The 13,301-nt window shown below is 74.4% G+C and carries 7 protein-coding genes; 4 read left to right on the forward strand and 3 right to left on the reverse strand.

Annotated features, from left to right (window positions below; all coding sequences use genetic code 11):
* Together A1QA_RS12925 and A1QA_RS0100855 are read right to left on the reverse strand one after the other, a co-directional pair.
* Positions 1–2,084: chromosome segregation SMC family protein (locus tag A1QA_RS12925; RefSeq protein WP_043507959.1), on the reverse strand; the 2,084-nt coding region annotated here is incomplete at its 3' end.
* A 91-nt stretch (positions 2,085–2,175) separates the two neighbouring features.
* On the reverse strand, positions 2,176–3,540 hold the full coding sequence (locus A1QA_RS0100855) for an alpha/beta hydrolase (protein WP_017177046.1): 1,365 nt from the start codon (positions 3,538–3,540) through the stop codon (positions 2,176–2,178).
* Between the two features lie 252 nt (positions 3,541–3,792).
* Here A1QA_RS0100855 and A1QA_RS0100865 point away from each other — a divergent pair, with 252 nt between their 5' ends.
* Both A1QA_RS0100865 and A1QA_RS0100870 read left to right on the forward strand, forming a co-directional pair.
* Positions 3,793–4,746 carry an ABC transporter ATP-binding protein gene (locus A1QA_RS0100865; protein ID WP_017177047.1) on the forward strand — a complete coding sequence of 318 codons (954 nt, stop codon included), beginning with the start codon at positions 3,793–3,795 and terminating at the stop codon, positions 4,744–4,746.
* A complete protein-coding gene (locus tag A1QA_RS0100870) occupies positions 4,743–6,023 on the forward strand; it encodes an ABC transporter permease (protein WP_017177048.1) in 1,281 nt (426 codons plus the stop codon). The genes A1QA_RS0100865 and A1QA_RS0100870 overlap by 4 nt, the downstream gene beginning before the upstream one ends.
* 159 nt (positions 6,024–6,182) lie before the next feature.
* On the opposite strand, the gene ligA is transcribed toward A1QA_RS0100870, so the two are convergent.
* Positions 6,183–8,783, reverse strand: coding sequence for an NAD-dependent DNA ligase LigA (gene ligA, locus A1QA_RS0100875; protein ID WP_017177049.1), 2,601 nt, complete (start codon positions 8,781–8,783; stop codon positions 6,183–6,185).
* A 322-nt stretch (positions 8,784–9,105) separates the two neighbouring features.
* On the opposite strand from ligA, the gene A1QA_RS12935 reads away from it, so the two are divergent.
* Together A1QA_RS12935 and A1QA_RS0100885 are read left to right on the forward strand one after the other, a co-directional pair.
* Entirely contained in the window at positions 9,106–12,744 is a 3,639-nt protein-coding gene (locus tag A1QA_RS12935) for an FtsK/SpoIIIE domain-containing protein (RefSeq protein ID WP_017177050.1), read from the forward strand.
* A gap of 205 nt (positions 12,745–12,949) precedes the next feature.
* A complete protein-coding gene (locus tag A1QA_RS0100885; RefSeq protein WP_017177051.1) occupies positions 12,950–13,198 on the forward strand; it encodes a WhiB family transcriptional regulator in 249 nt (82 codons plus the stop codon).
* The last annotated feature ends 103 nt before the right edge of the window (positions 13,199–13,301 follow it).

Genomic DNA, 13,301 nt, shown 5'->3' on the forward strand with positions numbered 1-13,301 from the left:
CGGCTGGCGGCCTCGTCGTGGGCGGCGGCGAGCTCGAGGACACTGGCCGAGCCGCGCCCGGCGCCGGCGGCCCATCCAGGGGCCAGCACGTCCCCGTCGCGGGTGACGATCCGGGCCTCCGGGTCGGCGGCGCGAACGGCGGCGCCGGTGGCCAGGTCGGGCACAGCCCACGCCCCGGCGAGGAGCCGGTCGAGCGCCGCCTGCAGGCCGGAGCGCTGGGCGGTGCCCGCCTGGATGGTGACAAGGCCCCGAGCGGCCACGGCCCCCTCCACCGGCGGCTCGGCCACCTCAGCCGCGTCCCCCGAGCCCCTGCCGGCGGCCCCCGCCTGGGCGACGACGAGCCGGATCGCCCCGGACTCGGCCCGGCGGGCGTGCTCCAGGGCGCCAAGGGCAGCAGTCTCGTCGGCCGCCAGGGCAGCGGCGGCCAGGTCGCCGAGCAGGGCGGCGATGGCGTTCTCCCAGCCCTTCTCAATGCTCAGATGCTCGGGCAGCGGCCCGAGCAGGCCCTCCAGCCCGGCCTCGGCGAGCTCGGCCGTGGCGTCCTCCGCCCGCAGGGACAGGGCGAGGGCGTCGCGGCGCGCCGTCCAGGTGGCCTGCTCAGATGCCGCCTGGGAGCGGGCCTCGGTGGCGGCGGCGAGGGCGTCGCGCGCGGAGGCGAGGGCCGCCGTCGCCGCCTCATGACGGGCAGTGGCCTCGGCCTGCTCAGGACTGGCGCCCCCGGCGTCCTTGTCGCCGTCGTCTCCCCCGTCTCCGCCAGCCTGGGCGGCACCAGCTCCGGGCGCGGCCTCCTCCAGGGCGGCCTGGGCGGCGGCCTGGCGCTCCTCGGCCGCGGCCAGGGAAGCGCGGGCCTGCTCGCGGGCAGCGGTGGCGGCCTCATGGCGGGAGCGGGCCGAGGCCAGGCGGCCGCCCGCGCGCGCCACCTTCTCCCGGTGCTCGGCCTGGCTGCGCTGCAGCGCGGCGAGCGCGCCCTCGGCGGTGTTCTGGGCGGCCTCGGCCTCCACCCGCTCCTGGGTGGCGGCGGTCAGGGCGCTGCGGGAGGCCTCGATCCGCTCGGCGAGCTCGGCCTCCTCGGCGGCCGCGGCCTCGGCGCGCCGGTCCAGTTCCTCGGGGTCGGTGCCGAAGGACGGCTTGGGGGCGTTCGCCAGGCCCCTCACGCGCTCGGCGGCGACGTCGGCGAGGGAGGAGAGCTGCTGGGCGGCGCCGGTGAGGCTCTCCCACACCTCGGTGGCGGCGGCGAGCCTGCGCCCGGCGCCCGCCTCGACCTCGGCGAGCCCGGCCAGGCGGTCGCGGGCGGCCTTCTCGGCCTCCTCGGCGGCGGCGCGGCGCGCGGTGACGGCGGCGGTGTCCTCCTGACCGGCCTCGAGGAGCTGCTGGGCGGCGACGACGTCGTCGGCGAGCAGGCGGGCGGTGGCGTCGCGGACCTCGATCTGGATGGTGCGGGCGCGGCGGGCGACGGCGGCCTGCTTGGCCAGGGGACCGAGCTGGCGGTGGAGCTCGTTGGCGAGGTCGGCGACGCGCGCGAGGTCGGCGGCCATGGAGTCGAGCTTGCGCAGGGCTCGCTCCTTGCGGCGGCGGTGCTTGAGGACACCGGCGGCCTCCTCGATGAAGCCTCGGCGATCCTCAGGGGTGGCGGACAGGACGGCGTCGAGCTGGCCCTGGCCGACGATGACGTGCATCTGGCGGCCCAGGCCCGTGTCGGACAGGAGCTCCTGGACGTCGAGGAGGCGGCACTGGGCGCCGTTGATCTGGTACTCCGATCCGCCGCCCCTGAAGAGGGTGCGGGTGATGGTGACCTCGGAGTAGTCGATGGGCAAGGCGCCATCGGCGTTATCGATGGTCAGGGAGACCTCGGCGCGCCCGAGGGCGGGCCGCGACCCGGCGCCGGCGAAGATGACGTCGGCCATCGTGCCGCCACGCAGGTTCTTCGCGCCCTGCTCGCCCATGACCCAGGTCAGGGCGTCCACGACATTGGACTTGCCCGAGCCGTTGGGGCCGACGACGGCGGTGATGCCCGGCTCCAGGCGCAGCGTGGTCGACGAGGCGAAGGACTTGAAGCCCTTGATCGTCAACGTCTTGAGGTGCACGGACCCACGATACCGTCCGCCCCCGGCCCTCAGCCGAACAGCCGCCTGTGGCAGGCCTCCGCGGCCCCGGGCCCTCTCGGGGAGGACTCGCTCAGCCCGCTCCCATGCCCGCGTCGCGCAGGAGGGCGAGGGTCTTCTCGCGCCAGATCTGGGAGGCCACGGAACCCCCGTTGAGGTCGAAGACATGGTCGGCGTAGGGCACGACGATCGTCTCGTGGCGCGCGCCGGCCTCCTCCAGGACGGCGTCGAAGTCCCTCGTCCCGCTCACGGGGACCACGTGGTCCTCCTCGCCGTGGACGATGAGCACCGGCGGCGCGGCGGCCCCGACGGCGGCGGCCTTGCGGGTCGGATCGATGGACGCGTAGCGCTCCGGGTACTGCGCGGGGCTGCCTCCCGCGTACAGGCGCGCCCGGCCGGCCACGGGCCCGGACATGATCGGGTCGGGGTTGTCGTGGAAGACGGTGGGATCGGTGATCGGGTAGGTCGTCGCCACCGCGCGGATCGTGGGCACGCTCCCCTGGCAGGCGGGCAGCGCCTCCCCGTTCTCATCCACCGGGGCGTCGGGCCCGCTCGGGTCGAGCTCCCCCAGCGCCTGCCGGTAGGCGGTCTCCAGGGCGAGGTGGCCGCCGGCGGAGTCCCCGACGACGGCGAGCCTCCCCGCGTCCCCGCCGTGCTCCTCGGCGTGGCTGCCCACCCAGGCCAGTGAGCACTCGAGGCGGGACTGGGCGAGCTCCCACATGGGCGTGTCCCTCAGGGACAGCGGGTACTCCAGGGCGATCGCCAGGTAGCCCTGGTCGGCGAGCCAGTCCGCCTGGATGCGTGTCATGGGGTTGTCGCGGTCGCCCGTGCGCCACCCGCCGCCGTGCAGGAGGATGACGATCGGCGCTTTCTCGCCGTCGCCGGCCCCAGGAGCCTTCCCATGCGGGTACCAGATCCCGGCGCGGAGGGTCTGGCGGCTGGCGCCGTCGGCCAGGACGACGGGCGCGACATCGGGGGCGCGCCCCCACTGGCCGGCGCCGGTGAGATCACGGATGCTGAGGTCGACCCCTTGCGCGTGGGCGAAGCGGATCTGCGCTGCTCCCATCCATCCCATGAGCGCGAGCGCGAGGCAGAGGAGCCCGGCCGTCGCCAGCCGAGTCCGGGCACCCGGCTCGCGGCGGCGCCGGAGGGCCCGCCAACCGGCGGCGATGGCGAGCAGCGTGAGCGCGACCGCGGCGTCGAGTCCCCAGGCGCCGAGCATGAGCGCGTAGGACAGCACGGGCAGAGGCACGATCGCGCCGATCGCCAGCAGGCAGATGAAGCTGGCGCCGATGAGGGCGAGGAGATCGAGGACGAGACGGCGCCGCCCGGTGGCGCGGTCGGCCCTTCCACGACGGCGCGAGCGGGACCCGGGGCCCCAGTGGGAACGGGGCCTCCCGGGCGTCCTCTCCTCAGGGATCGCCTTGCTGGTCGGCACGGCTCCACGATACCGGGGCACCGCGCCGGCCCCGCTTCCCATCCAGTCGGTGGCGGTGGGAGCCTGCTTCTCCTCCCTTCGGAGGAGAGAGCGCCGCGGTCGATCTCTCCTGGGGAATGATTTCTGGTCACCGGGAGAGACTTAATCTCGGGGCCGTCCCCCAACAGGACAAGCCCCCTTGACACGCGGCCAATTGTCAAGCACGCTTGCCTTGTCAAGGAAACATGACATCTGCGAGGATCGGAGAACCGCATGCTCAGCATCAACGGACTGTCCAAGCGCTTCGGGACGCTCCAAGCGCTCGACGATCTGTCCTTCCACGTCGACGAGAGCGAGATCGTCGGCTTCGTCGGGGCCAACGGCGCCGGCAAGTCGACCACCATGCGCATCGCCATGGGCGTCCTGGAGGCCGACGCCGGTGCGGTGACCTGGGACGGCGCGCCCGTCGACGCCGCCTTCCGGCGCCGCATCGGCTACATGCCCGAGGAGCGCGGCCTCTACCCCAAGATGAGGGTCGGCGAGCAGCTCGCCTACCTCGGCCGCCTCCACGGCCTGACCAAGAGCGCCGCCCAGGCCTCCTCGGACGCCTGGACCGAGCGCCTGGGCATCGCCGAGCGGCGCGGCGACGACGTCCAGAAGCTCTCGCTGGGCAACCAGCAGCGCGTCCAGCTCGCCGCCGCGCTCGTCGGCGATCCCTCGCTGCTCATCCTCGATGAGCCCTTCTCCGGACTCGATCCCGTGGCGGTCGAGGTCATGGCGGACGTCATCCGCGAGCGCGCCGCCGCTGGCATCCCCACGCTCTTCTCCTCCCACCAGCTCGACGTCGTCGAGCGCCTCGTGGACAGGGTCGTCATCATCCGCGCGGGCAGCCTCGTGGCCAACGGCACCGTCGAGGAGCTGGAGGCCACTGGCGGGCGCCGCTGGCGCGCCGTCGTCGAGTCCCCCACGGGCCGACTCGACGAGGCCACCGCATTGAACGCCATGGCCGCCCTCCCCCAGCCCGCCGTCGCGCCCGGCAAGCGGCCCGGGACCCTCGAGCTCACCTGCGGCGGGCCGGATGAGCAGGCGCTGCTCGCCGTCGCCACCCGCCTCGGGGCGCTGCGCGAGCTCGGCCAGGTCCACCGCAGGCTGACCGAGGTCTTCCGCGAGGCCCTGGCCGCCCCCTCCCCCACCCAGTCCTCCGAGAAGAAGGAGACGCGAGCATGAGCATCACGACACCGGCGGCGGGCGCCTCGAGCCACCCCCTGAGCCACCCCCTGAGCCACCTCCAGGAGATCCGCCTCATCAGCGCGCGCGAGTTCAAGAACCAGATGACGAAGAAGCCGTGGCTCATCTCGGTGCTCGTCATGCTCGCCGTCCTCGTCGGCGGCATCATCGGATACAACTACCTCACAGGCGGCAACCACCATGCCTACCGCGTGGCGGTGGCGGGCGCGGCCCCCAGTGACCTCCCGGGGCTGGAGCAGGTCACGGACTCCAAGGGAACGGCCGTCGCCGTGAGCCAGCTGCCGGGTGATCCCACCGGGGAGGCGGCCAAGGCCGCCCTGGCCGCCGATGACGAGGATGCCGCCCACGTGGACATGATCCTCGATCTCACCGGCACGACCCCTGTCCTGCGCGTCCAGGAGAAGGCGAACGAGCAGGTCCAGACCGGGGTGACCGCAGTGCTCCAGCAGGCGGCACTGGCGGGGCAGATCACCGAGCTCGGGGGCGACCCCTCCGCGGTCTCGGCGACACTGGCGGCCGCGAGCCCGCAGGTCGATGCGGTCTCCCCTCCCAACTATGAGAGCAAGGGCTTCGCACAGCGCTACTACCTGCTCATCGCGATCGACGTCATCCTCGTGTTCGCCATCATGGGCGGCGGCCAGATGCTCGCCATGGGCGTCGTCGAGGAGAAGGCAAGCCGGATCGTCGAGATCCTCCTGGCCTGCGTGCGCCCATTCTCCCTGCTGGCGGGCAAGATGCTGGGGATCGGCGCGGCCAGCATCGTCTGCCTCGGGGCTGTCGGCGCGGCCGGCGCGATCACGGCGAAGGCGACGGGGATGTTCGACGGCCTGAATGTCCCGCTGGACAGCTCCATGGGCGTGATGGCGGTCTGGATGGTGCTCGGCTTCGTCGTCTACGCGGCCCTCTTCGGCGCTGCCGGCTCCCTGGTCAGCCGCCAGGAGGACGCGCCGGCCGTGACGACGCCCCTCATCATGCTGGTGATGATTCCCTACATGGCGTCGACCTTCATGGCGCAGGGCGACCCGAACTCGGTGCTGTTCAAGACCCTGTCCTACATCCCGCTGTTCTCGCCGTTCATGATGCCCGCCCGCCAGGTGCTCGAGTTCTCCTCCCCCGCCGAGCAGGCCATCACGATGGCCGCCACAGCCCTGACCGCGGTGCTGCTGGTCAAGCTCGGCGCGGTGGTCTACACCCGGGCGGTCACCCGCACCGGCAGCCGCGTCCCCCTCAAGGAGGTCCTGAGCCGCGCGGCCTGAGGCTTCGGGACGACGCGTTCCTCGATGGTGCGGGGGTGACGGGCTCTCTCCGAGGGCCAGTCCCTCGCACCATCGGGCGCTGGGCGCCCTCCGGTGCTCCCGCCAGACCCGGTGCCAGCCCCTCGGAGAGAGCCCGTCACCCCCGCTGGACCGGACTCGCTACGACGAGGCCACAGCCTCGGGCCCGCCGGCGAGGAGGGCCTCGAATCCTTGCTCGTCGAGGATCGACAGCCCGAGGTCGCGGGCCTTGGTCTCCTTGGAGCCGGCATTGGCGCCGACGACGACGTAGCTCGTCTTCTTCGACACGCTGCCCGCGGCCCTGCCCCCGCGCGAGACGATGGCCTCCTTGGCGCCGTCGCGGGTGAAGCCCTCCAGGGTGCCGGTGACGACGACGGTGAGCCCCTCCAGGGTGCGCGCGGGGGCGCTGGCATCGGGGGCGTCGTCGGCGGTGCGCACGCCCGCGGCGGCCCAGCGCTGGAGGATCTCGTCGTGCCAGTCCACGCCGATCCACTCGATCCAGGAGGCGGCGATGGTGGGCCCCACGCCCTCGACCTCGCCCAGCTCGGCCTCGGTGGCGGCGCGAAGCGCGTCCAGGGAGCCGAAGCGGGCGGCGAGCGCGCGGGCAGCGGTGGGCCCGACGTGCCGGATGGACAGGGCCACGAGCACGCGCCACAGGGGCTGGGCCTTGGCGGCGGCGAGCTGGGCGAGCATGGCGGTGGCATTCTTGGCAGGCGCCGTCGGCTTCTTGACCTCGCCGTCCTTGGTGAAGGCGGCCTTGGTCCAGAAGTAGCGGACGAGGCGCCAGTCGCCGGTGGGGCGGCCGCGCGTGGTGACGGGGCGCCAGACCATGACGTCGCGCAGGTCCTCGGCCGTCAGGTCGAAGAGCTCGCCCTCGCCCGCGATGGCGGGGGTCTGCTCGGTGATGCCGCGCTCGGTGAGGAGGGCCTCGACGGCGTCGGCGCGCTGGGAGGGGTGGAGGGCCTCCAGCTCGGCGGCCTTGATGCGCAGGGTCCCCCGCTCGGTCTCCAGGCGCGCCCCGGCCGCGAGGGCGGCGATGGCCTCGGGTCGCCCGGCGTCGGGCTGGGTGAGGGCGGCGGCGGCCTCGTCCCCCAGGCCCTCGACGTCGAGGGCGCCGCGCGATCCGATGTGGGCGATGCGCTCGGTGACCTGGGCGGGGCAGGAGCGCGTGTTGGGGCAGCGCAGGTCCACGTCCCCCTCCTTGGCCGGGGCCAGGGCGGTGCCGCAGGAGGGGCAGGTCGAGGGCATGACGAAGGGGCGCTCGCTGCCGTCGCGCTGGGCGGTCACGGGCCCCAGGATCTCGGGGATGACGTCGCCGGCCTTGCGCAGCACCACCATGTCCCCGATGAGGACGCCCTTGCGGGCCACCTCGGCGGCGTTGTGGAGGGTGGCGCGGGCGACCGTGGAGCCGGCGACGAGCGTGGGCTCCATGATCCCGAAGGGGGTCACCCGCCCGGTGCGGCCGACCTGCACGTCGATGTCGAGCAGGCGAGTGTGGACCTCCTCGGGCGGGTACTTGTAGGCGGTGGCCCAGCGGGGCACGCGGGAAGTGTGGCCGAGCTCGTCCTGGAGGGCGCGGTCGTCGAGCTTGAAGACGATGCCGTCGATCTCGTGGATGAGGTCGTGGCGGTGCTCGGCGTAGCGGTCGATATAGGCCTGCCGCTCGTCGGCGCCGCGCACGACGGCGTTGTACGGGGAGGTGGGCAGCCCCCAGTGCCCGAGGAGCTCGTACCACTCGTGCTGGCTGGCAGGCAGGTCGCGGCCGGGGGCGGGGGTGATGGCGCCGATGCCATGGGCGATGAAGGCCAGGGGGCGGGTGGCGGTGACCTCGGGGTCCTTCTGCCGTAGGGATCCGGCGGCGGCGTTGCGGGGGTTGGCGAAGACCGGCAGGGCGGCGGGCCGCCGCATGGTGCGACCGGCCGCGTAGTCGGCCTCGGCCTTCTCGTTGGCGGCGCGGCTGGCGGCGTTGAAGGCCTCGAATTCCTCGACGGGGAAGTAGACCTCGCCGCGGATCTCCACGAGCGAGGGTGGGGCGGCGCCGTCGGCCGGGGTGAGGGTGGCGGGGATGGAGTCGATGGTGCGGGCGTTGGCGGTGATGTCCTCGCCGGTGGTGCCGTCGCCGCGGGTGGCGGCGCGGGTGAGGCGGCCATCGGTGTAGGTCAGGGCGATGGCCAGGCCATCGATCTTGACCTCGGCGGTCATGGGGAGGTCGGTGTCGGCCCTGCCGGTGGCGGCGCTCATGCGCGCCGCCCATTCCCCGACCTCGTCGAGGCTGAAGACGTCCTGCAGGGAGTACATGCGCTCGTGGTGGGTGGCGGGCGGGAAGCCGCGGGTGGCGCTGCCGCCGACGGTGCGCGTGGGCGAGAGCGCGTTGTCGAGGGCGGGGTGAGTGGCCTGGAGGGATTCGAGCTGGCGGTAGAGCTCGTCGTAGTCGGCGTCGGAGATGGCCGAGGCGGCCAGGCCCGGAGCGGCGGTGGCGGCGGCCGCGCCACTCGTGCCGTCTGAGCCACCAGCGGGGCTCTCGACGGCGTCGTAGTAGTCCGCCCGGGCGGCCTCGATGGCGCGCACGAGCTCGGCCCAGCGCAGGCGGTCGGCCTCGGGCACGCCGGCGAGCTCCGGGGAGGCCAGGAGGGCGTCGAGCTGCTCATCGGGGGCCGCTGCCGCTGAGGGCACTGAGGGCCCTGATGTCTCAGCGGGAGCGGCGGGCGTCTCGGGCGCGGTGGGCGCGGTTCGCTCAGTCATGCCCTCATCCTCCCCCATGCCCACCAGCGCGCGGGGATGGCGCTGCCCCGGGAGCAGCGACGCTGTCGGCGGCGACCTCCATCGACCCCAGTCGATAGCGCCAATCTTGTTGAAGATTCCATCGACTATAGTCGACGCTCGGTCAGGAATCACGGGGTCCGTCGAGTATGGTCGATGCTGCTCATCGGGGCTTCCGCGGTGGGCCAGGGCGCTCGGGGCGCGCTCGCGGCGCCGTGAACCACCGGGGGCGCGATGCCGCCCCATCGGACGCCTCTCCACAGCGGCCCAGCGCGAGCCCGCCTCCCAGGCGCACTCTCGTGCCATGGCCTCGCTCCCACCTCCCCCGCCCCTCGACGACCCCGCCTCGGCGGCCCGCGAGGCCCTCGGCAGCGCCTGGCACATGGCGGTCATCTCGGGCCCTGACGCGGGACTGGTCCTCCCCCTCCCGGTCTCGGGAACGGTCGGGCGCTGCGGGGCGCTCAGTGATCCGGAGGTCTCCCGCGAGCACCTGCGGGTGCGGTGCAAGACCGACCGCGTGATGATCGGGGACGCGGGCTCGGCCAATGGCACACGGGCACGACGCCGACTGCGCGGCTGGCGCCGGCTCCGCCGCCCGCGGGCGTTCCACTCCGGGCAGCGCCTGAGAGTGGGCGGCAGCGTCCTGGAGCTGCGGCGCCGGCCGGCCTCGCTCCTCGTCCCGGCTCCCGAGAGCGGGCGAGCCTCCGGGAAGAGGCGGATCGGCACCATCATCGCCGGCCTTCTCTGCCTGCTCGTCATGGGGGCGGTCGTCGTCGGAGCGCTGCGCATGGGAGGGCGCGGCGGCATGGGGATGCTCATGCTGGGACCGATGCTCCTCATGGGCATCATGCGGATCGGCTCGTTGCTCTCCGGCGGGGGCTCCCGGGGGCGCGGGGCAGAACGCCCCGCCGCGGGATGGCGGGGCCGATCGCATCGGCGCCCAGACCCCTCCGAGATGCTCCTCGCCGTTGCGGCGCGGGCCCTGTCCGGCGCGGGCGGGGGCGCGCGCCCCGGCGCCCCGGGAGCGGGATCCGATCCCTCGGGCGGGGAGCCGACGGCGTGGCTGGGGCGGCGCCAGCGCCCGGCCGCGCTGGCGCTTCGCCCCGGGGACCGCCTCGCGCTGACGGGCTCGGGAGCCCTGCGGGCCCAGCGGTGGTGGGCCGCGCAGGTGCTGGCCAGGATCGGGGCCCCTCCGGGATTCACCGCGGCCCCACTGGCTGGCGGGACAGCCGCCGAGGCCCCGGTGATCACCACGCCCACTGGGCCCGCCGCGCCTGGCGCCCCCGGTGGCTCCGGTGCGTCGGGGAGCTCGCGGGACCCTGCTCCCCAGTCCCCGACCGAGTGGGGAGCCCTGGGCGGCTCTGGTTCGCCACCGCTCGGGGCGAGCCGTGGCGCCCTGGATATCCAGGCGGTCGGCGAGGCGGCGTCCCCAGGGATCGTGGCGACCTGGTGCGGTGCCCGCGCCGAGCTGCTCATCGCGCCCCGTGGCAGGGGGCTGCCCGCCCGGGCGCTGAGCGCGAGGCGCGCGCCCCGGGGCGCGCCGGCCGTGACCGATCGCTGGTGGGAGGCCGTGCTCCTCGCCTCAGGCCGCCACCTCCCCCATCGCTCCCGCCCCGTCGGGCCTGGCAGGCGCAGCACCGGGACCAACGCGGACGATCCCCTGGAGCCCCCGGACGCCGTCGCCCTGACCGAGGCCACCGGTGCTCTCAGCGCGCGCTCCATCCGCGAGCGCTGGCGGCAGGCCGGCGCCGGCGGGATGCGGCTGCCCGCGATCCTCGGGGTCGGGCCGCGCGGCGGCGTCGAGGTGGACCTCGTGGCCGACGGCCCTCACGCCCTGCTGGCGGGGACCACCGGCTCGGGCAAGTCCGAGCTGCTCACGGCGTGGCTCCTGCAACTGGTCCTCGCGGCGCCGCCCGAGCGCCTGTGCCTGGTGCTGGTCGATTACAAGGGCGGTGCGGCCTTCGGACCGTTGGAGGATCTGCCGCACACGGCCGGAGTGCTCACGGATCTCGACCCCGCGGCCACCGCCCGGGCGCTGTCCTCGCTGGAGGCCGAGCTCCGGCGCCGCGAGCGCCTCCTGGCCGTGCACGGGGCGCGGGACCTGGGGGACCTGGAGCGCCGATGCCGGTCGGGGCCCGCATCCGGCACGCTCGCGCGCGAGGAGGCTCCTCCTCGGCTGCTCATCGCCGTCGACGAGTTCGCCACCCTCGCAGGCCAGCACTCCGATGTCCTCGACGCCCTCGTGCGGGTGGCCGCCCAGGGCCGCAGTCTTGGCGTCCACCTCATCCTGGCCACGCAGCGCCCCGCGGGCGCCGTCTCACCGGCGGTGCGCGCCAATACGACGATCCGCGCCTGCTTGCGGGTCCTCGACCCGGCGGACTCCCGCGATGTTCTGGGTCACGACGGCGCGGCACTCCTGGCCCGCCATCCGGGCAGGGTCATCGTCGAGGGCTGCGGGGCATCCCGGCGCGGCGAGGTCCTCCAATCCCCCTGGTGCGGCCCGCGCGAGGAGCTCGAGGCCCTTGTGGAGCAGGTGCGCCAGGCCCATCAGGACGCCCCGGCCCCCAGGGCCAGCGCTGGGGCGCGAGGAGGCCCGGCCCCCCAGGGACCCGCCGGCCTGTGGCGGCCGTGGGCGCCACCACTGCCCGAGCGCGCCGACAGGGACCAGGCGGTCGCCCTGGTCGCGACGGCAGGGTGGCACGAGGGCGCGCGGGACGAGAGCGGTGGCGTGGCCCTGGCGATGACGGACCTGCCGGAGGAGCAGAGCCTGGGCCTGTGGCGCTGGGACACCAGGGAGTCGCTGCTCGTGCTCGGCCAGGCCGGGGCGGGCCGGACGACGGCGCTGGACTCCGCGGCGCTCGGGGCGCTGGCGGCGGGCCGCGTCGTCCACCGCTGCGGCGCTCCGAGCGCGCTGGCGGCGCTCGCCCCGGGAGCAGCGGGCATGGGCACGGTGGTGGGCCCGGATGACCCCCGGCGCCTGGCGCGCCTGTGGCGCCTGGCCGCGGAGGGCCGGCTGGCGGGCGAGATCCTCGTCCTCGACGACGTCGACTCCCTCATTCCCGCCGTCGAGGAGGCGCTGGGGCCGGGCGAGGGGCAGCAGCTCGTGGAGGCACTGACGAGGATCGCGCCGGCCACCGGGACCTCGTTGCTCATCAGCGCTCCCTTCGGCCTGGCCAACACCCGGTGGGCCGGCTCCCTGCGCCACCGCGTCGTCCTGGGCGCCTCGACGCCGACGCTCGCCTCTCTGGCCGGGATGCCCCGGGGCACGGTCACCGGCGCGCGGCCCGGCCGGGGAGCGCTGGTGGATGGCGCGGAGTCGACGCCGATCCAGATCCTCCTGCCCGCCCCCGGCGAGCGGGCCGCTCCCGGCCTCGATGCCGCCCGCCCCCTGCGCCTGGCGCCGATCCCCCGCGAGACGAGCCCCGCGCTGCTGCCCGTCGGGACCTGGGCGATCGGCGGCGACGATGCCTCCCCCCTCCCAGTCCCACGCGGCGCGGTCCTCGTGGCCGGTCCCCCGGGCTCGGGGCGCACCACAGCGCTTCGGGCCCTGGGCGGCGCGATCGACGCTGAGCGGCCAGGTGGACCGAGCCCACTGGTCATCGACGACGCGGACCTCCTGCCCCAGGCCTCCCACGCCCGGGCGGAGGCGGAGATCGCCGCCGCGCTCGCCGAGGAGCGCCCTGTGCTCGCCTCGGCGACCACCGAGCGCGTCGCGGGCTCCTTTCGGGGTCCGCTCATGACGCTCAGGGAGAGGGGCTCGCTGGTCATCCTGTGCCCCGGGACAGGACCGGCGGCGCAGGTGGCCGGGGCGCCGCTGCGCGGGGTCACCGACCCCAGAGCGCCACTGGCCCCGGGGCGCGGAGTGCTCGTAGAGCACGGTCGTTTCACACCCTTGCAGGTGGTCCTCAGCGAGGTTTCCCAGGGAGCGTTAGGCCATGTATGAGTGGGAAAAGCGCCAGGGAATCACAACTGTGAGCAGTGCAACATCCTTTCATCGACGGTCTCACACCCGTGAGGTCTTGCCGTCGGGGGAACGGCATGTGAAAGTTTCCCCAGGACGCGCGACGACCACCCTGGCCCCCTACCAGGTGGACATAACGCACTCGGCCCTCTCCCCCCTTTGATTCACTTGCCCGAAGGAAGCACTCATGGACTGGCGTAACCAGGCTGCTTGTCTCACTGTCGACCCCGAGCTCTTCTTCCCGGTCGGCAACACCGGTCCGGCCATCGCCCAGATCGCCCGGGCCAAGGAGGTGTGCGCCCGCTGCGAGGTGGTCGAGACCTGCCTCAAGTGGGCTCTGGAGAACGGCCAGGACGCCGGCGTCTGGGGAGGCATGAGCGAGGACGAGCGCCGCTCCCTCAAGCGCCGCGCCGCCCGCGCCCGCCGCTCCTCCTGATCGAGACCGGGCGAACAGCACCGCGAAACCGGTCGAAATCAGGATCGAGACCGGTTCGCCTTCCGCTCCACGAGCATCGACGGCGGCCCCTGACCTCGGATGA

The organism is Actinomyces timonensis DSM 23838 (assembly GCF_000295095.1).
GTDB lineage: Bacteria > Actinomycetota > Actinomycetes > Actinomycetales > Actinomycetaceae > Actinomyces > Actinomyces timonensis.